15 protein-coding genes and 1 pseudogene are annotated in these 22,121 nt (G+C 70.1%); 8 read left to right on the top strand and 8 right to left on the bottom strand.

The window, feature by feature from the left end; translation table 11 throughout:
- Positions 1–4,089 (bottom strand): annotated as a pseudogene (gene eccCa / locus E1P53_RS19180) (type VII secretion protein EccCa).
- A 95-nt stretch (positions 4,090–4,184) separates the two neighbouring features.
- On the opposite strand from eccCa, the gene eccD reads away from it, so the two are divergent.
- Entirely contained in the window at positions 4,185–5,738 is a 1,554-nt protein-coding gene (gene eccD, locus E1P53_RS19175; protein ID WP_006900085.1) for a type VII secretion integral membrane protein EccD, read from the top strand.
- On the top strand, positions 5,738–7,123 hold the full coding sequence (mycP, locus tag E1P53_RS19170; RefSeq protein ID WP_131735197.1) for a type VII secretion-associated serine protease mycosin: 1,386 nt from the start codon (positions 5,738–5,740) through the stop codon (positions 7,121–7,123). The genes eccD and mycP overlap by 1 nt, the downstream gene beginning before the upstream one ends.
- A gap of 37 nt (positions 7,124–7,160) precedes the next feature.
- Here mycP and E1P53_RS19165 read toward each other — a convergent pair whose 3' ends face one another.
- Positions 7,161–8,114, bottom strand: coding sequence for a 4-hydroxy-3-methylbut-2-enyl diphosphate reductase (locus E1P53_RS19165; RefSeq protein WP_109238764.1), 954 nt, complete (start codon positions 8,112–8,114; stop codon positions 7,161–7,163).
- 51 nt (positions 8,115–8,165) lie between these two features.
- On the opposite strand from E1P53_RS19165, the gene E1P53_RS19160 reads away from it, so the two are divergent.
- The 3 genes from E1P53_RS19160 to E1P53_RS19150 are packed head-to-tail and all read left to right on the top strand — an operon-like array spanning position 8,166 to position 10,530.
- Entirely contained in the window at positions 8,166–8,966 is an 801-nt protein-coding gene (locus E1P53_RS19160) for a lipid droplet-associated protein (protein ID WP_131735196.1), read from the top strand.
- Positions 8,963–10,231 carry an exodeoxyribonuclease VII large subunit gene (gene xseA / locus E1P53_RS19155; RefSeq protein ID WP_006900089.1) on the top strand — a complete coding sequence of 423 codons (1,269 nt, stop codon included), beginning with the start codon at positions 8,963–8,965 and terminating at the stop codon, positions 10,229–10,231. The genes E1P53_RS19160 and xseA overlap by 4 nt, the downstream gene beginning before the upstream one ends.
- 26 nt (positions 10,232–10,257) lie before the next feature.
- Complete coding sequence (locus tag E1P53_RS19150; protein ID WP_131735390.1) at positions 10,258–10,530, top strand: exodeoxyribonuclease VII small subunit; 273 nt, start codon at positions 10,258–10,260, stop codon at positions 10,528–10,530.
- A gap of 41 nt (positions 10,531–10,571) precedes the next feature.
- Here the strand turns inward: E1P53_RS19150 and E1P53_RS19145 are convergent, their stop codons facing one another.
- Positions 10,572–11,150: a DUF4245 domain-containing protein gene (locus E1P53_RS19145; protein WP_006900091.1), complete on the bottom strand. Its 579-nt coding sequence runs from the start codon at positions 11,148–11,150 to the stop codon at positions 10,572–10,574.
- A gap of 105 nt (positions 11,151–11,255) precedes the next feature.
- On the opposite strand from E1P53_RS19145, the gene glpX reads away from it, so the two are divergent.
- The 3 genes from glpX (at position 11,256) to E1P53_RS19130 (ending at position 15,477) form a co-directional block, all read left to right on the top strand.
- Positions 11,256–12,248 (top strand): class II fructose-bisphosphatase, encoded by a 993-nt coding sequence (glpX, locus tag E1P53_RS19140; protein WP_006900092.1) that lies wholly within the window; start codon positions 11,256–11,258, stop codon positions 12,246–12,248.
- A gap of 115 nt (positions 12,249–12,363) precedes the next feature.
- On the top strand, positions 12,364–14,061 hold the full coding sequence (locus tag E1P53_RS19135) for a fumarate hydratase (RefSeq protein ID WP_006900093.1): 1,698 nt from the start codon (positions 12,364–12,366) through the stop codon (positions 14,059–14,061).
- A 3-nt stretch (positions 14,062–14,064) separates the two neighbouring features.
- Entirely contained in the window at positions 14,065–15,477 is a 1,413-nt protein-coding gene (locus E1P53_RS19130) for a class II fumarate hydratase (RefSeq protein ID WP_006900094.1), read from the top strand.
- A 57-nt stretch (positions 15,478–15,534) separates the two neighbouring features.
- Here the strand turns inward: E1P53_RS19130 and E1P53_RS19125 are convergent, their stop codons facing one another.
- The 5 genes from E1P53_RS19125 to E1P53_RS19105 form a co-directional block, all read right to left on the bottom strand.
- Positions 15,535–16,383: a hypothetical protein gene (locus E1P53_RS19125; protein WP_131735195.1), complete on the bottom strand. Its 849-nt coding sequence runs from the start codon at positions 16,381–16,383 to the stop codon at positions 15,535–15,537.
- Positions 16,384–16,835: 452 nt separating this feature from the next.
- On the bottom strand, positions 16,836–18,428 hold the full coding sequence (locus E1P53_RS19120; RefSeq protein WP_244941227.1) for an APC family permease: 1,593 nt from the start codon (positions 18,426–18,428) through the stop codon (positions 16,836–16,838).
- A gap of 205 nt (positions 18,429–18,633) precedes the next feature.
- Complete coding sequence (locus tag E1P53_RS19115) at positions 18,634–19,926, bottom strand: NtaA/DmoA family FMN-dependent monooxygenase (protein WP_131735194.1); 1,293 nt, start codon at positions 19,924–19,926, stop codon at positions 18,634–18,636.
- Positions 19,927–19,974: 48 nt separating this feature from the next.
- A complete protein-coding gene (locus E1P53_RS19110; RefSeq protein WP_131735193.1) occupies positions 19,975–20,871 on the bottom strand; it encodes an LLM class flavin-dependent oxidoreductase in 897 nt (298 codons plus the stop codon).
- Positions 20,868–22,118: an acyl-CoA dehydrogenase family protein gene (locus E1P53_RS19105; protein WP_131735192.1), complete on the bottom strand. Its 1,251-nt coding sequence runs from the start codon at positions 22,116–22,118 to the stop codon at positions 20,868–20,870. The genes E1P53_RS19110 and E1P53_RS19105 overlap by 4 nt, the downstream gene beginning before the upstream one ends.
- Between the last annotated feature and the right edge of the window lie 3 nt (positions 22,119–22,121).

Here is a 22,121-nt window from a genome sequence, read left to right as displayed (position 1 = left end):
CTACTCGCTCGTCGGCGCCAGCGCGACCTGGATCATCTCCTGCGGCCGTACGCGCGACACCAGCTCGCCGCGACCCGGCACGAGTCGCTGCAGCCGGCTGCGCCCGGTGATGAAGCCCTCGTCGCGGTCGCCGCTCATCAGCAGCATGTCGCACGACAGGTCCTTCAGCCGCGCGATCAGCGGATCGAACAGCGCCCGGCCCAGACCGCCGGAGCGGCGGGCCAGGACGATGTGCAGGCCGATGTCGCGCGCGTGCGAGGCGAGGTCGACGATCGGCATCAGCGGGTTGCCGGAAGCGGTCGCGACCATGTCGTAGTCGTCGACCACAAGATAGATCTCCGGCTGGCCCCGCAGCCAGCTGCGCTCCTTCAGCTGCGCGACCGTCACGTCCTCCGGCGGCATCCGGGACTTCAGGTAGGTCGCGAGATCGCTCATCAACTTCGCGGCCCGGTCCGGGGAGCTGGCGTAGCCGGCGAGGTGGTCGCCGTCGACGACGCCGAGCATCGTCCGCCGGTAGTCCACGAACACGATGCGGACCTCGTCCGGCGTCCCGCCGGCGACCAGCCCGGTGACGATCGTCCGCAGCAGGTTCGTCTTGCCGTGCTCGACATCGGCGAAGGCCATGAAGTGGGGCGAGACGGTGAAGTCGAGGACGACCGGGGCGAGTTCCTGCTCGCCGACCCCGATCGCCACCTGATCGGGTCCGAGGGCGACCCCGGCGCCCGCGAGCGCGTTCTGCACGGCCTCGTGGGTGATCTCGGTGCTGAGCTTGCGGACGGCCATCGCCGACCGGCCCGGGTACGCGGCGACGAGCTTCTCCACCGACGCCGCGACACCCGCCGGCAACGACTCGGCGCTGCCGACCTCGTCGAGGCGCGGCAACGCGACGAGCATGTGGAGCTCGTCGGGGGTGAGTCCGCGGCCCGGACGGTTCTGCGGGACCCCGCGGCGGCGCGACGGCTCATCTCCGAATCCGTCGGATCGCCCAGGCGCAGCTCGATCCGGGTCCCGAGGAGGTCGCGGACCGCCGGCCGGATCTCCGCCCACCGCGTCGCGGTGATGATGATGTGCACGCCGAACGACAGGCCCTGTGAGGCGATCGCCGTGAACTGCTCCTCGAGCGCCTCGAGCTCGCCGCGCAGGACGTTGATGCCGTCGAGGACGAGGAAGACGTCGCCGAAGCGGTCCTCGGCGAGCGGATCGTCCGGTGCGATCTCGCCGGTGGCGAACCACCCGGCGCGACGGGCGCGGTAGTCGCGCATGGATTCCAGACCGAGCCGGGCGAACAGCAGTTCGCGTCCGCGGACGATCGAGGCCACCTCGGCCACGGTGCGCCGGACCGCGTCCAGGTCGCCACGCGACGCGACCGATCCGACGTGCGGGAGTCCGGCCATGCCGGCGAGGCTGCCGCCGCCGAAGTCGAGGCAGTAGAACTGCACCTGCTCGGGGGTGTGGGTCGCGGCCATCGCCGTCATGATCGTCCGCAGGGTCGTCGACTTGCCCGACTGCGGGCCGCCGACCACCGCGACGTTGCCCGCCGCACCCGACAGGTCGATCATCAGGGGATCGCGGCGCTGGTCGTACGGGCGGGCGGTCGACCCAGCCGATCGGCACGGCGAGGTTGCCCGGCACCGTCGGTTGCGTCCAGTCGCGCCGGCCGAGGAGATGCTGGACGGTCGGCGACTCGTCGAGCGGGTCCAGCCACACCTTGTGCGCGGGCGGTCCGGCATCCTCGATGCGGGAAACGATGGTCTCCATGAGCGTCGGCACGCTCACCGAGGCCGGCTCGAAGTCGGCGTCGGTCGAGGACTCCGGCGCCGGCGGTTCCTCGTCGAGCAGGCTCTCCGCCCGGTCGAGCAACGACCGCGGGGCGCCGTCGTCGAGTGGCACCGGCAACGCAGTGAACACCTTCAGCCTGCCGAGCCTCGGCATGGACCCGGCGTCGATCAGTTCGGGGTCGTCGGAGGCCGCCGGCGGATGGTACGGCCCCGACACGTACGAGGTGTTGAAGCGCACGGGGTCGTCGGAGTCGCACTTGAGGTAGGCCGACCCCGGGACGCTCGGCAGGTGATAGGCGTCCGGCACACCGAGGACCGACCGGGATTCGTTGGCGGAGAACGTCTTCAGGCCGATCCGATAAGACAGGTGGGAGTCCAGACCGCGGAGCTTGCCTTCCTCGAGCCGCTGCGAGGCGAGCAGCAGGTGGATGTGCAACGACCGGCCGAGCCGACCGATCGCGACGAACAGTTCGGCGAAATCGGGCTTCTGCGAGAGGAGTTCGGAGAACTCGTCGACGACGATGAACAGCGCCGGCATGGGTTCCAGGCGCACGCCGGAGGCGCGGGCCCGCTCGTAGTCGCCCACGTTGGCGTAGTTGCCCGCGGCGCGCAGGACCTCCTGACGGCGGTTCATCTCGCCCGACAGCGCGTCCTTCATGCGGTCGACCATCGCCAGTTCCTGTTCGAGGTTGGTGATGATCGCCGCCACATGCGGCGCCGACTCCAGCCCGAGGAAGGTGGCGCCGCCCTTGAAGTCGACGAGGACGAGGTTGAGCTCGGTCGGCGAATGCGTCGCCAGCATCGCGGTGACCAGCGTCCGCAGGAACTCGGACTTGCCCGAGCCGGTGGCCCCGATGCACAGGCCGTGCGGCCCCATGCCACCGTGTGCGCTCTCCTTGATGTCGAGCTCGACGGGCGCACCGCTCGGCGTGTACCCGATCGGCACCCGCAGGCGGTCGCGGCCGGTGCGTCCGCGCCAGGCGGTCGCCGGGTCGAACCGCGAGGCGTCGTCGATGCCGAGGAGTGCGGGCAGGCCCGGATCGGTGGAGGTGGCCTCGGATTCCAGGTTCGCCAGGGTCGCGGCGGTGGCGAGGCGGTAGCGCGCCATCCGGCGGGCGATGGCCTCCGCCTCCGGAATCGTCAGCGAGTCCATGTCGGCGAACTCCTCCACGCCCGACGCGCTGCGCGCCGACACCTTACCGCCGCGCACCACCAGCTGCAGGCCGCGGCGGGCCGCGAGACCGTCCGGCGGCGCGGTGAGGTCGAGGACGGTCACGCCCTCCATGCCCGAGGAGCTCAGCACCCGTTCGTCTCCGGCGACATACCCGTCGTCGATGACGATGACCAGGTGGGCGCGAGTGCCGTTCGGCGGCGCCGACCGGCTGAAGCGTCCGCGTTCGAGGAGATCGGAGGCCAGCGAGTTCTCCAGGTCGGCCAGGGTCGGATAGATCATCCGCATCGGCCCGATGCCGTCGCGAAGAGTCGGATGCCCTACGTGCGGAAGCCATTTCGCCCAGTCCCAGGCCTCGCCGGCCGGGTCGCCGGTGACGATGCCGATGTGCAGGTGGTCGGGGCCGTGGAAGGCGCACAGCTCGACGAGCATCGCGCGGACGAGTTCGCGGGTCTCCTGCCGGGCGCCCTCGATGTTGATCGCCGGGAAGCCGCGCAGCGAGATCGAGCGCGGCAGGCGGTAAACCGCCGAGTGCGTGCGGACGAACCGGCGCAGCGCCACCATCGACACCGGCTCGATGTCCTCGAGCGGTCCGGTCTCCGGCGGCATCAGGCGGGTGGCGAGCCGCTGGACCCCGACGCCCACGCGTACATGGGCGAAGTCGTTGTCGGCGGGGCGCCGCTCCCACATGCGCCGGCTGCCGATCACGTCGAGCAGCGCGTGGGGGTCGGGATGGCTCCAGGTGCGGGCCGCCCGCTGGTTCTCCACTGTCTCGACGACCTGCCCCCGCAACTGGCCGAGGTAGCGGAAATAGTCCTTGCGTTCCTCGTTGAGCTCGGCGGCCCGCTTGCCCCCGCCTCGGCCCCCGGCGGCGAACATGCCGAACATCGACATGAGCATCATGAGCGGGAACATCATGAACAGCGGGTTGGTCAGGATGTTGCGGCCGCCGGTGACCATCATCAACGCGATCATGCCCACGACGGCGACGATCATCACCACCGGCAAGAGCTTCACGAGCAGGTTGCCCGGGACCACGCGCGGGACGTCCGGAGGTGCCTGGATGTTGACCTCGCCACCCGGCATGCGAGGCGGCGTGACGCGTGGCCGACGCACGAATCCCTCAGTGGTCGCGACCACCCGATCCCCCTGACCCCTTGGCTGTGAATCCCCCGACGGCGAGGCCGCCCGAGTTGGCTATGTTAGCGGGGCAACCCTGGGGGAGGATTGATCTGATGGCGCCTGTGGACGGTTTCACGCCGGCATTCCCGTCGCCCACCGTGGACACCGCCGCCGGTGACCGCCGGTCCGCCGACACCTCGATCGAGCCGCAACTCGTCCGCGTGTCGGTGCTGGGCGGCAACACACAGCTCGACGTGGGCCTGCCGGCCGGCATTCCGATCGCCGGACTCATCGGCGATCTCGTCGCGCAAATCGAGTCGCGCAACACCGCGCGTCCCGATCCCGACGATCCCGACGCCGACTCCCACTCCGGCGGCCGCCCCCACGACCGCCAGAACCGGTGGACGCTCGCCCTCGTCGGCCAGGAACCGCTCCCCCTGCACCGGTCGCTGTCCGAGTCGGGGATCCGCGACGGCGACCTCCTCCTGCTGACCTCGGTTCGCACGGGTGAGTCGCCGGTCCTGTTCGACGACGTGGTCGACGCCGTCGCCCGTCTCAACGAGTCGCAGTTCGTGGGTTGGACGGCCGCCTCCGCCCGCCACGTCGGCCACGCGCTGGCACTGGTCGCCGCGGTCGCCGGTGGCGCGGCACTCGCCGCCTCCCGCCTCGACTCGGGCGCCGTCTGGCCCGCCGCGCTGTCGGGGCTCGCCGTGATCGGCCTGATCACCGCGGCGACCATCGTCGCGCGCCACTACCGCGACGAGTCGACCTCCACCATCCTGTCCGTCTGCGCCGCCCCCATGGCGTTCGTGACCGGCATGGTCCTCACCCCGGGTTCGTACGGCGCCGCGCACCTCACGACGGGGTTCGCGCTCGTCCTGGTCACCGCCGTTCTGACCTACCGCCTCACCGCGTTCGGCGCCACCGCGCACAGCGCCGTCACCGGTGCCGCCCTCCTCGGCGCGCTCGGATGCGGGTCACGGCTGCTCGTCGACGCCCCGGTGCCCGATACCGCGGCGGTGGTGGCCGCCGTCGGGCTGCTGTTCATCGGCCTCGCACCCCGGATGACGATCCTGCTCGCGAAGCTCCCGCTGCCGCCGGTGCCGACCGCCGGCGCCGCGATCGACGTCGCCGACATCGAGCCGACCCCGTCGATCGAGGGCATCGGCGCGATCGGCGCCACTGCACTCCCGAAAGCCGATGCGCTGGAACGCCGTTCCTACCTCGCCAACTCTTATCTGACCGGGATCGTGGGCGGGCTCACCGCCGTCACCGCGGTCGCCGCAGTGCTCGCCGCCTCCCCGCTCGCCGGATTCGAGTGGAAGGCCGCCGCGTACGCGGCCATCATCGGTGTGGTGCTGTGCCTTCGCGGCCGCTCGCATAGCGACCTGTTCCAGGCGGCGACCCTCATCATCGGCGGTTCGCTCGTGGTGATCGCCCTGCTCACCGGACTGGCCTTCGGCGATTCCCGGTGGCCGGTCATCGGTTTCGCGCTCGGGATGGTGGTCGTGGTCGCCGCGCTGGTCTTCGGTGTGGTCGCTCCCCACCAGGACTTCTCGCCGGTGATGCGGCGCTGGGCCGAGATCGGCGAGTACATCCTCGTCGCGCTCATCGTCCCGCTGCTGCTGTGGCTGCTCGACCTGTACCGCATCGTCCGGGAGATCTGATGCGCCGAGCCCGATCCCGGCTCGTCGGCCCGCTCGCGGCGGTCGTGGCCGCGACGCTGCTCGGAGTGTCGTCCGCACCGGCGTCGGCGGTGTCGCCGCCGGCCGTGAACCCCGGCGCGCTCATCCGCTCGGCACCGGTCGCCCCGCCGGAGCCCACCGAGCAGAAACTCCTGTGCGCCGACACGGTGCTGACCCGGAGCACCGCGAAACCGTCTGCGGCCCAGGAGATGATGAACCTCGACGAGGCCTGGCGGTTCAGCCGGGGCAACGGCCAGCGGGTGGCGGTCATCGACACCGGCGTGACCCCGCACCCGCGATTGGGGAAGGTGATCGCGGGCGGCGACTACGTCTCCGGCGGAACCGGACTCGACGACTGCGACGCCCACGGGACCCTGGTGGCCGGCATCATCGCGGCGCGTCCGAGCACCTCCGACGGCTTCGCCGGGGTCTCGCCCGGGGCGTCGATCATCTCCATCCGCCAGCACAGCGCGGCGTTCGCCGCGAAGAACAACCGCCGCGGCGACGACCGCCCGAAGGTCGGCACCGGATACGGCACCGTCCGGACCATGGCGCATGCGGTCGTCCGCGCGGTGGATCTGGGCGCCACGGTCGTCAACATCTCGATGGTCGCCTGCGCATCGGACCCGAAACAGATCGACGACCCCGCACTCGGCGCGGCGATCCGCCACGCCTACGACCGCGATGTCGTCGTCGTGGTCGCGGCCGGCAACGATTCCAACTGTCCGGGCCAGAACCCGGAGCCCGCGGGCGGCGACCCGCAGAGCTGGCAATCGTTGACGACCTTCGCGACCCCCGCCTGGTATGCCCCGTACGTCCTCACCGTCGGCTCGATCGACACCGCAACCGGCGCTCCGAGCGCGACGAGCATGCACGGACCGTGGGTGGGCGTCGCCGCGCCGGGCACCGACATCGTCAGCCTCGACAGCAAGCGCGGGTCCACCCGGCTCGCATCGGCACAGCGCGGTGAGGACGGCTCGGCACCGCTGAACGGCACCAGTTTCGCGGCTCCGTTCGTGGCGGGCACCGCGGCCCTGGTGCGGGCGCGGTTCCCGGAGTTGTCCGCGCGTCAGGTCATGGACCGCATCATCGCGACCGCACACGCGCCGGGCACCGGCCACGACCAGAAGGTCGGGCACGGCGTCGTCGATCCGGTGGCGGCACTGACCGCCGAGCTGCCTGCCGAGGACTCGCCGCGTCCGCAATCTGCCCCGATCGCCGCGCCGCCCGCACAGACCCCTCCGGATCACACGGCGCGCAACGTCGCGATTGCCGGGGCCGTCGTCAGCGCGGCCGTGATCGTCGCGGTCCTCGCCATCTCGCTACCGCACCGCCGGGTGCGCATGCTCGATCCCGACGAGTTCTAGGGGAACGGGGCCGCCGGACGAGACCGGTCGCGGTCGGTCAGCGTGCGGTGCGTGCGGGACGCAGCTCGCGCGGCAGCGCGAAGGTCAGCGTCTCGTTGGCGGTGTTGACCGTCTCGACGGTGTCGTAACCGCGCTCGGCGAGCCAGTCGAGCACGCCGCGCACGAGGACCTCGGGCACGGACGCACCGGAGGTCACGCCGACCGTGCGGACCCCCTCCAGCCAGGCGTCGTCGATCTCGCGCGCGTAGTCGACCAGGTGACCGGCCTTCGCGCCGGCCTGCAACGCCACCTCGACCAGGCGCACCGAGTTGGACGAGTTCTTGGAGCCGACGACGATGACGAGGTCGCACTCGGGTGCCATGGCCTTCACCGCGACCTGGCGGTTCTGCGTGGCGTAGCAGATGTCGTCGCTCGGCGGGTCGGCCAGCAGCGGGAACCGCTCGCGCAGGCGCTTGACCGTCTCCATGGTCTCGTCGACCGAGAGCGTGGTCTGCGACAGCCAGATGACCTTCGACTCGTCACGCACGGTCACGTTGTCGACAGCGTCGGGACCGTCGACGAGCTGGATGTGCTCGGGCGCCTCACCCGCGGTGCCCTCCACCTCCTCGTGGCCCTCGTGACCGATGAGCAGGATGTCGTAGTCGTCGCGCGCGAACCGCTTGGCCTCTTGGTGCACCTTGGTGACCAGCGGACAGGTCGCGTCGATCGTCTTGAGATTGCGCTCGGCGGCGGAGGCGTGCACCTGCGGGGAGACCCCGTGGGCGCTGAACACCACGATCGCACCCTCGGGTACCTCGTCGGTCTCCCCCACGAAGACGGCGCCGCGCTCGGCCAGGGTCTCGACCACGTGCCGGTTGTGCACGATCTCCTTGCGGACGTAGACGGGCGCGCCGTGCTTGTCCAGGGCGCGCTCGACCGTCTCCACCGCGCGGTCGACGCCCGCGCAGTAGCCACGGGGCTCGGCGAGCAGGACACGTTTGGTCTCAGACATGTCTCCAGGGTACGGGTTACGGACGACCGCCCGGAATGGCAGAGTGTTGGCATGGATCGCGCACCCTACCCGGCCCGTATCGCCGCAGGTCTGATCGTCACGGCCATCGAGGAGACCCGGAAGCTGCCGTCTCTTCTCGTCACCCTGCCGATGACGGCGATCAGCCAGACCCTGCAGGCGGGCATGCGGGCACAGCAGAACATCGCCGAACTCGCCATCAAGGGCGACGCCGCCCTGGAGATGCTGTTCGACAAGCCGACCGAGCAACCCGCGTGGGCCGTCTTCGACGAGGACGAGACGCCCGGACCGGACGCCGACGCGCACCTGGCCGGCGACGCACCGATCGAATCCTCGCGTGCCACTGCGACCGCCACCGAGAACGAGAGCGCCGAGAACAAGAGCTCCGAGAACAAGAGCTCTGCTACGAAGAGCACCGAGAAGAAGAGCACCGAGGGTGAGCAGCCGGTGGCCGCCGCGAGCACCACCCCTGCCGAGACCGAGGTCGACGCGGAGGCGTCCGACGCCGAACTCGCCGCGCCGCCGCGCGCGGACGCCGGCCGGTTCGCGCTGTACAGCTCCGCCCCCGAAGAGGTCGTGGAGAAGGCGGAGAAGAAGGTGACGCCGGCAGCGCCGAAGCCCGCGTCGTCGAACGGTTCGGCGCCGGAGATCGTGGTGATGATCGACTACGACTCCCTCACGCTGGCCCAGCTGCGCGCGCGCCTGCGCTCGGTCGGCGTCGACGACCTGACCGCGCTCGTCGACTACGAGAAGGCCAACCGCGGCCGCGCACCGTTCATCACGATGCTCGAGAACCGGATCGCCTCGCAGAACAAGCGTTCCTCCGAGGCGTGAGCGGCTCCTCACCGAACTCGGCCGAGAACCCGTGGCCGGTCCGCACGGTCAACACCAAGATCGCCGACTGGATCCACCGGCTCGGCCAGATCTGGGTGGAGGGCCAGGTCACCCAGATCAGCAGGCGTCCCGGCACCCGCACCGCGTTCCTCACCCTGCGCGACCCGGCCGCCGACATCTCGATCTCGGTGACCTGCAGCCCGGATCTCTTGGCGCGCACCGAGGTTCCGTTGCACGACGGCAGCCACGTGGTGGTGCTGGGACGGCCGAGCTTCTACACCGGCCGGGGCACGGTGTCGTTGCGCATCAGCGACATCCGCCCGGTGGGCATCGGCGAACTGCTGCTGCGCATCGAACGGCTGCGCCAGCTCCTCGCCGCCGAGGGGCTGTTCGACCCGCGGCTCAAGCGGCCCCTGCCGTTCCTGCCGCGCACGATCGGGCTGATCAGCGGCCGCGCCAGCGCCGCCCAGCGCGACGTGGTCTCCGTCGCCACCGAGCGCTGGTCGGCCGTGCGATTCGACATCCGGGAGGCACCGGTCCAGGGACCCACCGCGGTCTCGCGGATACTGGCGCACCTCGCCGAGCTCGACGCCCATCCCGAGGTCGAGGTGATCATCATCGCCCGCGGCGGCGGCAGCGTCGAGGATCTCCTGCCGTTCTCCGACGAGGCGCTGCTGCGCGCGGTGGCGCGGTGCACGACGCCGGTCGTCAGCGCGATCGGGCACGAGCCCGACAATCCGCTGCTCGACCTCGTGGCGGACCTGCGTGCCGCCACCCCGACCGACGCCGCCAAGCGCGTCGTGCCCGACGTCGAGGCCGAGCTCGCGGGCATCGACGAGCTTCGTCGGCGCAGTGCGCAGGCGCTGCGCAACTGGGTCCGCCGCGAGTCCGCGGTCGTCGAGTCGCTGCGCCGCCGCCCGGTGCTGGCACGGCCCGAGCTCATCGTCGACGCCGAGGATCGACGGGTGTCCGAGCTCCGGCGCGCCCTGCGCCGCGATGTGCTGCGCCACGTGGACGCCGAAGAGCGGCGGCACGAGCATCTCGCGGCCCGTCTCTCGACCCTCGGCCCCGCCCAGACCCTGGCCCGCGGCTACGCCGTCGTGCAGCGCACCGACACCGAGACGACGCGCGTCGTCGGCAACCTCGACGACCTGCCGGTCGGCGCGCAGCTGCGTATCCGCGTCGCCGACGGCGCGGCGCACGCGACGGTGACCGCACGCGCGCAGCCGGCATCCACCCCCACCGACCCACGAGGAGAACCGTGACCGACGACTTCGACGACGACTTCGAAATCGACCGCGAGACAGGCGACTCGGACGACGAGGAATCCGACGGCCAGTTCACCCCGGTCGCCGAACTCGGCTACGAAAAGGCACGCGACGAACTCGCCGAAATCGTCGGCACGCTCGAGCACGGCGGCCTCGACCTCGACACGTCGCTGGCGCTGTGGGAGCGGGGCGAGGCGCTCGCCACCCGATGCGAGGAGCACCTGCGCGGCGCGCGTGAGCGTATCGAATCGACCATCGCGCGCAAGGACGGCGCAGGCGAGGACGAGTCGGACTGACGGGGGCCGCCCGACAGGGCCGGCCTCGCGGGGAACGAGGGTCAGTCCTTGGGCAGCGGCTTCTGCGCGACGACCGAGGACGCGATGGTCTCGATGTCGGACTCGGGACCGCGGGTGAGCACCCCGATCCGGACCTTGCCGAGGTCGGTGATCCAGAACTGCTTGTCCCCGGCCGTCCGGTAGGTCACCCACTTGTGGCCGGCGAGTTCACGGGTTCCGGTCGCGGCGAGGTCGTTCAACGTCGTGTCCTCCCCCGCCAGGTAGGGCACCAGCGCGTCCTCGACGGCGTCGGTCTGACTCAGCTGCACGTAGGCACCGCTCGACGACAGCCACCCGACCGTGCTGACGCGGTGGCCCTCGAGGGACGGCGACGACCCCGAGTTCGGCTTCCAGCCCTCCGGCGTGGGCGGTTGCCGGACGGGGAACGGCATCTCGCGCGCATCCGCCTTCAGCGCCGCGTCGATGTCGAACTCCTTGACCTTGTTCGACGACGGGTTCTTGTCGACGCCGACCGAGCAGTTCCCGGACGCGATCGCCACCAGTGCGACGAGCGCGAGCAACGGCACGAGCGTCCAGAACATGTCCTTGCCGTTGACGAGAAAGCGCGGTTTGTCAGCCATGCCGCCGAGTATCGCACCCGCAGGGTCAGTGGCCGAACGGCCGGTATGACATGCAAGGATGTTGTCTGAGATCACCGCCACAACGTCCATGAGGAGTGCAAGCCCATGACTTCAAGCCACCGAGCGCCCGATCGCAATCTCGCGATGGAGTTGGTCCGTGTGACCGAGGCGGCAGCGCTCGCCGCCGGCCGCTGGGTGGGACGCGGCGACAAGAACTCCGGTGACGGCGCGGCCGTCGACGCCATGCGCCAGCTGCTGTCGACGGTGTCGATGCGCGGCGTCGTGGTGATCGGCGAGGGCGAGAAGGACGAGGCGCCGATGCTGTACAACGGCGAGGAGGTCGGCAACGGCGAGGGTCCCGAGTGCGACGTCGCCGTCGACCCGATCGACGGCACCACCCTGATGGCCGAGGGCCGCCCGAACTCGATCTCGGTGATCGCCGTCAGCGAGCGCGGCACCATGTACGACCCGTCCGCGGTGTTCTACATGGAGAAGATCGCCGTCGGCCCGGAGGCCAAGGGCGCCATCGACATCAACGCCTCGGTCGAGTGGAACATCAACTCGGTGGCCAAGGCCAAGGGCATCGACGTCTCCGACCTGACCGTCGTGATCCTCGACCGTCCCCGTCATGCCGACCTGATCGCCGAGATCCGCGCCGCGGGCGCCAAGATCCGCCTCATCTCCGACGGCGACGTCGCCGGCGCGGTCGCCGCGGCCGACGACTACTCCACCGTGGACATGCTGATGGGCATCGGCGGCACCCCCGAGGGCATCATCGCGGCCGTCGCGATGAAGTGCATGGGCGGCGAGATCCAGGGCAAGCTGTGGCCCCGCAACGAGGAGGAGCGGCAGAAGGCGATCGACGCCGGCCACGACCTCGACCGGGCCCTGACCACCGAGGACCTGGTCCGCGGCGAGAACTGCTTCTTCTGCGCGACCGGCGTGACCAACGGCGACATGCTGCGCGGCGTCACCTACCGCCCGAACGGCGCCACCACCCGTTCGCTGGTCATGCGCTCGAAGTCGGGCACCGTCCGCCGCATCGAGTCCGTGCATCGTCCGGAGAAGCTGCGCGGCTACGCCGGCATCCAGCGCTGAGACGCGGCATCGCGTCGACCTGCCGAATCAGGCCCCGCGCCCGTTCGTGACCCACCTCACCGGTGGGACCACCTACGGCGCGGGGCCTTTTCGTGCGGGCGATACGATGCGGGTTGTGAGCAAAGCAGCCCCAGCCCCCGAGTTTCTCTACTCTGACCTGCTGCCGATCGGCGCCGACGAGACCCCCTACCGGCTCATCACGACCGAGGGCGTCTCGACCTTCGAGGTCGACGGCCGCACCTTCCTCAAGGTGGAGCCGGAGGCCATCCGCAGGCTCACCGCAGAGGCGATGCACGACATCAGCCACTTCCTGCGCCCGGCGCACCTCGCCCAGCTGCGCAGGATCATCGACGATCCCGAGGCGTCGGGCAACGACCGCTTCGTCGCCCTCGACCTGCTCAAGAACGTCAACATCTCCGCCGGCGGCGTGCTGCCGATGTGCCAGGACACCGGCACCGCGATCGTGATGGGCAAGAAGAGCGAGGGCGTGCTGACCGGCGTCGACGACGCCGAGGTGATCTCGAAGGGCGTCTACGACGCCTACACGCAGCTCAACCTGCGGTACTCGCAGCTCGCGCCGCTGACCACCTACGAGGAGAAGAACACCGGCACCAACCTCCCCGCCCAGGTGGAGATCTACGCCACCGAGCAGGGCCCGAAGGGCCCGGAGTACAAGTTCCTGTTCATGGCCAAGGGCGGCGGCAGCGCCAACAAGTCGTTCCTGTTCCAGGAGACCAAGGCGATCCTCAACCCGAAGTCGATCCTGAAGTTCCTCGACGAGAAGATCCGCTCGCTCGGCACCGCGGCCTGCCCGCCGTACCACCTCGCCGTGGTGATCGGCGGCACCTCCGCCGAGTTCGCGCTGAAGACCGCCAAGTACGCCTCGGCGCACTACCTCGACAACCTGCCCACCGAGGGCTCGATGTCGGCGCACGGCTTCCGCGACCTCGAACTCGAAGAAGAGGTCTTCAAGCTCACCCAGTCCTTCGGCATCGGCGCCCAGTTCGGCGGCAAGTACTTCTGCCACGACGTCCGCGTCGTGCGCCTGCCGCGTCACGGCGCGTCGTGCCCGGTGGCGATCGCCGTCTCGTGCTCGGCCGACCGGCAGGCACTCGGCAAGATCACCCCCGAGGGCGTGTTCCTCGAGCAGCTCGAGACCGATCCCGCCAAGTACATGCCGGCCGCGGGCGTGGCCGAGGACATCGCCGGCGGGGAGGTCGTCGAGGTCGATCTCAACCGACCGATGCCCGAGATCCTCGCGCAGCTGTCGCAGTACCCGGTCAAGACGCGCCTGTCGCTGACCGGTCCGCTGGTCGTCGCGCGTGACATCGCGCACGCCAAGATCAAGGAGCGCCTCGACGCCGGCGAGCCGATGCCGGAGTACATGCGCGATCACCCGGTCTACTACGCGGGCCCGGCGAAGACCCCGGAGGGCATGGCGTCGGGTTCGTTCGGCCCCACCACCGCCGGGCGCATGGACTCCTACGTCGAGCAGTTCCAGGCCGCGGGCGGCTCGATGATCATGCTCGCCAAGGGCAATCGCTCCAAGCAGGTCACCGACGCGTGCAAGACGCACGGCGGCTTCTACCTGGGCTCCATCGGCGGCCCGGCGGCCCGTCTCGCCCTCGACTGCATCAAGAGCCAGGAGGTCATCGAGTACCCCGAACTCGGCATGGAGGCGGTCTGGAAGATCGAGGTGGAGAATTTCCCGGCCTTCATCGTTGTTGACGACAAGGGCAACGACTTTTTCACCGACCCGAGTGGGACCGTGAGCGTCCCGCTGAGCGGCATAAGGATCCGATCGAAGGAGTAAGCGATGGCCGAACCACAGGGCACGACGGAATACCGCATCGAACGCGACACCATGGGCGAGGTGCAGGTCCCCGTCGATGCCCTGTGGCGAGCGCAGACGCAGCGGGCGGTGGAGAACTTCCCCATCAGCCACCGCCCGCTCGAACGGGCGCAGATCCGCGCCCTGGGCCTGTTGAAGGCCGCGTGTGCGACGGTCAACAAGGATCTCGGGCTCCTCGACGCCGAGCGGGCCGACGCGATCATCGCCGCCGCCGGTGAGATCGCCGAGGGCCGCCACGACGACCAGTTCCCCATCGACGTGTTCCAGACCGGCTCGGGGACGAGCTCGAACATGAACGCCAACGAGGTCATCGCCTCGCTCGCGAAGGCCCGCGGCGTGGACGTGCATCCCAACGACCACGTCAACATGTCGCAATCGTCCAACGACACCTTCCCGACCGCCACCCACGTCGCGGCAACCGAGGCCGTCGTCACCGACCTCGTCCCGGCGCTCGAGCACCTCCGAAAGACACTGGCCGACAAAGCATCCGAGTGGCGTGAAGTGGTCAAGTCCGGCCGCACGCATCTCATGGACGCAGTGCCGGTCACCCTGGGACAAGAGTTCTCCGGCTACGCGCGTCAGGTCGAGGCCGGCATCGAGCGGGTCACCGCGACCCTGCCCCGGGTGGGCGAGTTGCCGATCGGCGGCACCGCGGTGGGCACCGGCCTCAACGCGCCTCCCGGCTTCGGCACCCGGGTTGTCGCCGAACTCGTCCGGATGACCGGCGTCACCGACCTGCGACTGGCCAAGGACAACTTCGAGGCCCAGGCCGCGCGTGACGGGCTCGTCGAGCTGTCCGGCCAGCTCAAGACGGTTGCCGTATCGCTCACCAAGATCGCCAACGACGTGCGGTGGATGGGGTCGGGCCCGCTCACCGGGCTCGGCGAGATCCTGCTCCCCGACCTCCAGCCGGGCAGCTCGATCATGCCGGGCAAGGTGAATCCCGTTCTGCCCGAGGCGGTCACGCAGGTGGCGGCGCAGGTGATCGGCAACGACGCCGCGGTCACCTGGGGCGGCGGCAACGGCGCCTTCGAGCTCAACGTCTACATCCCGATGATGGCGCGCAACGTGCTGGAGTCGATCACGTTGCTGTCCAACGTGTCCCGGCTGTTCGCCGACCGCTGTATCGCCGGGCTGAAGGCCAACGTGGAGCGGCTGCGCACCCTGGCCGAGAGCTCGCCGTCGATCGTCACGCCGCTGAACTCGGCCATCGGCTACGAGGAGGCGGCCGCGGTCGCGAAACAGGCGCTCAAGGAGGGCAAGACGATCCGTCAGACGGTGATCGATCGCGGTCTCGTCGGCGACAAGCTGAGCGAGGCCGAACTCGACGAGCGGCTCGACGTCCTCAAGATGGCCAATCTGGATCGCGAACGCTGAACCACCACCGACGCGGTCTGCCGGGGCCGGGACGATCCGACCCCGGCAGACGGGTCATCACGGCAGCCGCGGAAGAAGACCGGCGACCTGCTTCACCAGGGCGTCGGCATCGAGCCCGCCGGGCACGACCACGTCGGTCGATGCTGCGGAACCGGTCGTACCTCCGATGGACCCGGTGTCTGCCGATCCCGACGAGGAGCCGCCGTCGGCCGAACCGGAGCCGGACAAGGAGCCGCTCCCCGGCGATCCGGTGGACCACCCCGGGATGGTCCCCAGTCCGGGAACCACGAAGTCTCCCACCGAGATCTCCGGGATGATCCCGGCGTCGCTCGACCCGATCCGCGGCAGGCCGAGGTAGTTCACGGAGGAGTTGTTCCCCAGGAACCCGGCGGTGTTCTTGGTCGTGGGGAACAGGCCGATCTCGGTGCCGAGCCAGGACAGTTCGATGGCCGCGCCGTTCTTCGAGATCGGCTCGAAGCCGTAGTCGCTGGTGAGCGCGACGATATCGGGACCGCCCAGCGTCAGCCGGGAGATGTCCTTGCTCAGCAGCGAGTCTCCCGAGGTCAGCGCGGCCATGAGGTCGGACGCGCTCAGGCCGTCGCTGAGCAGCGAGAAGGGGTTCTTCAGCGCCAGGCTGACGGTGCCGCCGGGCTTGTCGTGAGTGCCCTCGAGGAGGCCCAGGACGCCGACGCAGTCACCGGCCGTGGACGAGTGGGCGTAGGCGAAGACCCCGACGCAGGTGACCTGCCCGGAGTTCAGGCCGCCGAGGCTGAGAGTGGGCGCCGACGCGGCCGCGATCCCCAGCACCGACACTGCCGTCGCGGTCCGGTTGATACCCGCCGTGGAGACCGCGATGCCGGGGCCGATGGCGGTCGCCGAGGCGCCGGCCCCGAGCGAGAGGGCCACGCCTCCCAGAACCCCTCCTTGCGGCAACAGGTCCGAGGACCCGGAGGAAGAGCCGAACATCGAAGAGCCCCCGGAGGATCCGGCCGATCCGGTGTCGGCCGCCGCCGCTCCGGCGTCCAGGGTTGCTCCGGCGACCACGGCCGCAGCCATCCCGATGGCCGTCGCCCAGGTTCGGGTGCGAGTGAGAAGTCGAGGTGTCATCAACGAACACCGCCCCTTTCATGAGATAGATCACCACGTGAACGTGGTCTACTCACCATCTCCCGCGATCCGCTGTCCGGCCGATCATTCGACGGGCATTTGTGTGACGTGTCGCGGGGCACATTCGCGCCACATGAGGCCTCGACTCTTGTCGTGCACCGACCCGGCTCAGGATTTCGCACAACGCTGCGCCGTCGGACCGACACCTGCGCGGCATCGATCCGACGCGGCGCCCGCGGAACCCGGTCGGCCTACCGGACGGTTGTGTCCGAACCGTGTCGGGTGGGCGCCTCGTCCTCGATCACCTCAAGGATTCCCAGGTCCGCCAGTCTCTCCTGCTCCTCCACCGAGAGGGTCTGGATGGTGCCCACCCGGTCGGCGATCTCGGGACGGTTGTGGCGCAGGTGGGCGTACCAGCCCAGGCCGAGCGCGAGGATGCCGAGGAACACGAACGGCAGGATGTTGTACGGGTACTCCGGCACCGGGTAGACGTTGCTCACGATCACGTATCCGAGGGCGAGGAGCGTGAGCCCGGAGACGATGGCGCGGAAGGGCGTCAGCGCCTTGATCCGGTACAGCCAGATCGGGGTGGCGATGACCACGAGCAGATAGCTCACCAGGAATCCCCAGGTGGCGACGTAGCCGCCGTACACGTCGAACACCAGGCGTCCGGCCGAGCTGAAGGTCGCGGCGACGGAGAAGACCAGCGCCAGCAGACCGACGAAGACCATCCCGATCCAGGGCGTCTTGTGCTGCGGGTGCACCCGGGCGAAGACGGCCGGCAGGGCGCCCTCGTGCGCGAGAGTGAACAGCGAACGCGCGGCGGAGGTGGTGACCGCGGTGACGAAGACGATGAAGGCCACCGCGACCGTCGCGCTCACCACCGGGTTGATCCAGGAGACGTTCGACGAATCGGCCAGCTGCGGCAGGACGGCCTGGTCGCCGTCGATGTCGCCGAAGTGGAGCACCTGCGGGTAGGTTGCAAGGATGTAGAGCACACCGAGGATCAGCACCACCCGCAGCAGCGCCCGTGCGATGGTGCGGTGCGCGTCGCGCGCCTCGGCGCCCAACGACGCGACGCTCTCGAACCCCGCATACGACCCGACGGCGGTGACCGCGGCGACGAAGGTGGCGCTGTTGCCCAGGTTGGACAGCTGCCACTGCTCGGTGTCGATGCGGAATCCGTACGTCCAATAGGACGCCACGATGATCACGAAGATCGATGCGACGGCGACGACCTCGAAGGCGAGTTCGTACTTCGCCGCGAGCGAGGCGCCGCGCACGGGCAGGTAGATCGCGACCGCGACCACCACGACGACGAGCAGCAGCTTGAACCAGGTGGCGTCGGATCCGAGGCCGATCTCGTGCAGGAACGCGTCGACGTACAGCACGCCGCCGAGCGTGCCGGTGGTGGCGAAGCCGATGTAACCGAGGAGCAGGCTGAGTCCCGCCGCGAATGCGAAGCCGGGGCCCAAACCGTTTCCGGCGTAGGTTCCGAGCGAACCGGACGACACCGTCCGGCGGGCCTGGAAGCCGATGGTGGTGGCCAGCAGCGCGGCGATCGCCAAGCCGACGACAGCGGCCCAGGCGGCGCCCTTGCCGGCAGCGGTGAACAGGGCGAACGGAACGGAGGCGATCGCCACGCTGGGCGCGGCGGCCGCCAGCCCCTGCGCGAAGACACCCCAGTGCCCCAGCGCATTTCGCTGCAGTCCCGTGTCCTCGGCCGCGCTGAGTCGGCGTCCGCCGAGGGCGATCGATCGCGCCGCGGCCGTCGGGACGTGCCCGCCGGCGCCGTCGCCGGACTGCGCCGGCGTGTCGGTCGACGTGGGAGTCGACGTGGTCATCGAAACCACCTTCCAGGGATTTGTCGTGGGAGTGTGCCCACGGGAGAGGAGAGGAAGAAGAGAGTGCCGCGCGGACCCGGCCGGTCATCGCCTGGCGGCCGTTCGAGTATCGCAGCCCGTCTGCAGATCCACCCCGGTTAGACGCCTGTTGGTTCTAAGTCGTTGGAAGCGAGCCGATTTCGTCGCCGACCAGGACGCGGCACACTCACCACAGCGGCGCCGACGCCGCAGCTGCCTCGAAATGCCCTCGCAGAGTGTCGGTTTCGTACTCGTGGCGATAGAGCCCGCGTTTGCGGAGGATCGGCACGACCTCGTCGACGATCACCTGCAAACCGTCCACGAGGACGTCGGGCTGCAGATTGAACCCGTCGACCGCACCCGCGTGGAACCAGTCCTCGATGCGGTCGGCGAGTTGCTCCGGCGTCCCGACGAAGCCGGCATGTCCCGATCCGGTGTAGCGGGTCTGCTTCAGATACTCCCGAACCGTCGGGTTGGTCCGGCGGATCTGCGCCACGATCGATTCGCGGAAACCCACACTGCCGGTGAAGGTCTGGAGATCGTCGGGAGCGGCGAGCACCTCCTCGGGGAACGGCGCGTCGAGATCGAGTTTGCCCGCGTCGATGCCCATGGACTGCGAGAGCCATTCGATGGAGTACGACGCCGGACCGCGATCGTGCAGGTCGTCGTTGCGTCGGCGTGCCTCCTCCTCGGTGCTGCCGATCGTCGTCAGCAGGCCGGGGACGATCTTGACCGAGTCGGGTGAGCGTCCGTGCTCGACGGCGCGCCGTTTCACCTGCCGGTAGTGTTCGACCGCCTGGTCGCGGGTCAGCTCGGCGGCGAAGACCCCGTCGGCGACCCGCGCGGCCAGCTCGCGCCCCTTGGCCGACCCGCCGGCCTGGAAGAGCACCGGTGCCGAGTCCGCGAACGGCGGCACCGACAGGCGTCCGTCGATCTCGAAGTACTCGCCCCGGTGGTGTACCCGTTCGCCGGTCACCGCCGAATCCCACAGCGCGCGAACGACATCGACGAACTCCGCGGCCCGGTCGTACCGGTCGTCGCGCGGCGGCACATCGCCGAAGCCGAAGTTGCGCGCGGGTGCGGCGCCTCGCGAGGTGACGATGTTCCACGCCGCGCGTCCACGGGTCACGTGATCGAACGACAACCATCGTTCGGCCAGGTCGAAGGGGTCGTTGAAGGTCGTCGACGCGGTGGCGACCACGCCGAGGCGATCGGTGACGCCGGCGACGTAGGACCAGTTCACCGTCGGTTCCATGTGGGCGGGGTTGGCGTCGTGGGCCGGGTCGCCCAATGCCGGGATGTCGGCGAGGAACACCGCGTCGAGGGTGCCGCGTTCTGCGGTCCGCCCGATGTTCTCCCAGTACGCCGGGTCGACGAACGAACCCGGGGTGAGCTCGGGGCTCTGCCAGGAGGCCGGCAGGTAGCCGAGTACGAGGGCGTTGATGCCGAGGATCACGTGGCCGGATCGGCGTTCGGTCATCGGATGTCTCCTGTCGAGGTCACCGGGACGGACCCGGATCGATCGCGGTCAGAGGACCGCATGGGGTTGGGGCTGGGGAAAGGCGGCCCGGCCGACGGCGGGCCGGGACGGGACGGACAGGTCCAGGACCTGCCGCAACGGCCCGTCTCCCACCGGGCGCGTCCGGCCGGCCAGCGACTCGGCCGCGTCGAGCAGTTCCGCGAGCGTGGAGCCGGGACGCCCCCGCAGCAGCAGTCCCCCGCCGTCGGACGCCTCCCCCGACCACGCCTCGGCGGCGTCGGCGTCGACGATGCGCACCGCGCCGCCGGCGCCGATCACCAGGTCCGTCTCGTCCCCGGGGATCGCCGGGACGCGGTCGGTCGCGAGCCAGGCGGTGACCGAGGCCCCGGTCGGGGGCTCGGGCACCGTCAGCGGACCGGCGGTCCGATGCAGGCCGTCGTGGTCGACGTGGCGGATGAGGTTCGACTGCACGAAGATCCCGGTCTCCAGGTCGCCGACGACCGACTCGTACGGCCAGCTCTGTTCCAGCGCCCGCACGGCGCGCAGGGCATCGGCGATCTGCTCGCCGCGCGTGAATCCGACGTCGGTCGTGGTCCACGGGTCGCCGGCGGGCGCATACGGGTCGTGGTCGCCGAATATCACCCCGGACCGGCCGCGGGACAGGTGGCCGAGCGAGGCGATGCGCCGCGCGAGGTTGTAGGGATGGTCCCTCGTCGGTGAGGCCGCGACGAGGAAGCGTGCGCGTGTGGTCCGGCCGGCGAGGATCGCCGCCGCGACACTCGCGTCGACGGTGGCCTCGCGCGCACCGGAGCCGTCGACGCGCTCCACGCCGAGCACGCTGAACGCCGACGGGAGTTCATCCCAGCGGCGGATCGCCGCGTCATCGGCGAGGAGTTCCACCAATTGCGGCCCGTCGAGCGCGAGCGAGAGGAACGGGATGCTCAATTTCCCTGACCTCCGCGTCCGAACAGGCCGAGGTCCGGCACCGGGTCGGTGCCGTTGACCAGCCAGTCCCCGATGATGCGGGCCTTGTAGACCCGCGGGTTGTGGGACGCCAGGGTCCGGGCGTTGCGCCAGTGACGGTCGAGCAGCCGGTCGGTGGAGACCCCGGAGGCGCCCAGTGCGTCGAAGACGGTGGTGGTCGCCGTGAGCGCCGCCTCGATGATGACGAGCTGCGCGTGGTCGGTGGCGACCTGCGCGTCGGTCACCGCGCGCCCTCGCGCGGTGAGGTCGCCCGCGGCCTGCGCCGCGGCCACCGCGTCGAGGGACCGGGCGACGGTGCGCAGAGCGGATTCGGCGGCGAACACCTGCGCGGACACCTCGCCGATCACCTGGAGCACCTGGGCATCTCGGACCGGCACCGGGTCGAGGCCCTGCGGATAGTTGCGTCCGCGCTCGCGCAGGGCGGTGATCCCGTCCCGCAGCGCGGCCTGCGTGATCCCGGTGAGCACGGCGAGGATCGCGGTCTGGTAGAAGTGCCCCTGGTAGACGAACCGCTCCGACGCCGGGAACACGTCGTCGGGGTCGGCCGGGACGTCGGTGTAGGTCGCCGAGCCGCTGGCGGTGGTCTGCTGGCCGAAGCCGGTCCAGTCGTCGACGAGTTCCACTCCGGGGTCGTCGCGGCGGACCAGTGCGGTGTACAGCGAGCCGTCGTCGTCCTTGCCGATCACATCGAGCCAGTCGGCGTAGAGGCTGCCGGTGGCGTAGTACTTGGCGCCGGTCACGCGGTAGGCGTCGCCGACCCGCCGCACGGTGGTCGCGATGTTCGCGAACGTGCCGTTGTTGGCCTCGGTCCACCCGCCGCCGACGAACTCGCCGTCGAGGAAGCGGGCAATCCAGCGCGCGTTGCCCTCCGAGGGGGCCGCATTCAGGCGGTCCTCGACGAAGGCGAGGTGGTTGCGCCAGACGTGGGCGACGTTCGCGTCGGCCGCGCCGAGACGGGCCAACAGGACGAAGGTCTGCTCCAGCGAGGCGCCGAATCCCCCGAGTTCCACCGGGATGCGGATGCGCCCGAACCCGGCGCGGTTGAGTTCGTCCACCTCCTCGAACGGGAACTTCCGGTGGCGTTCTCGTTCGGTGTTTCCTGCCGCGATGCGTTCGAAGACGGGAGCGAACCGGGCGAGGAGGTCGTCCTCGTCGGCGACCGGGTCGCTCAGATGGCTCGGTGCGAGTGTGGGGGCGATGTTGGTCATGCG

Origin of the sequence: Gordonia paraffinivorans (assembly GCF_900683595.1) — a bacterium.
GTDB lineage: Bacteria > Actinomycetota > Actinomycetes > Mycobacteriales > Mycobacteriaceae > Gordonia > Gordonia paraffinivorans.
The sequence above is the reverse complement of the archived record's forward strand: the minus strand, read 5'-3'. Positions and strand labels throughout refer to the sequence as shown.

Bases quoted from the DNA above. Each gene is read 5' to 3' on its own strand.
- eccD (WP_006900085.1), top strand. From the start codon at position 4,185: ATGGCGCCTGTGGACGGTTTCACGCCGGCATTCCCGTCGCCCACCGTG.
- mycP (WP_131735197.1), top strand. From the start codon at position 5,738: ATGCGCCGAGCCCGATCCCGGCTCGTCGGCCCGCTCGCGGCGGTCGTG.
- E1P53_RS19165 (WP_109238764.1), bottom strand. From the start codon at position 8,114: ATGTCTGAGACCAAACGTGTCCTGCTCGCCGAGCCCCGTGGCTACTGC.
- E1P53_RS19160 (WP_131735196.1), top strand. From the start codon at position 8,166: ATGGATCGCGCACCCTACCCGGCCCGTATCGCCGCAGGTCTGATCGTC.
- E1P53_RS19145 (WP_006900091.1), bottom strand. From the start codon at position 11,150: ATGGCTGACAAACCGCGCTTTCTCGTCAACGGCAAGGACATGTTCTGG.
- glpX (WP_006900092.1), top strand. From the start codon at position 11,256: ATGACTTCAAGCCACCGAGCGCCCGATCGCAATCTCGCGATGGAGTTG.
- E1P53_RS19130 (WP_006900094.1), top strand. From the start codon at position 14,065: ATGGCCGAACCACAGGGCACGACGGAATACCGCATCGAACGCGACACC.
- E1P53_RS19120 (WP_244941227.1), bottom strand. From the start codon at position 18,428: ATGACCACGTCGACTCCCACGTCGACCGACACGCCGGCGCAGTCCGGC.
- E1P53_RS19115 (WP_131735194.1), bottom strand. From the start codon at position 19,926: ATGACCGAACGCCGATCCGGCCACGTGATCCTCGGCATCAACGCCCTC.
- E1P53_RS19105 (WP_131735192.1), bottom strand. From the start codon at position 22,118: ATGACCAACATCGCCCCCACACTCGCACCGAGCCATCTGAGCGACCCG.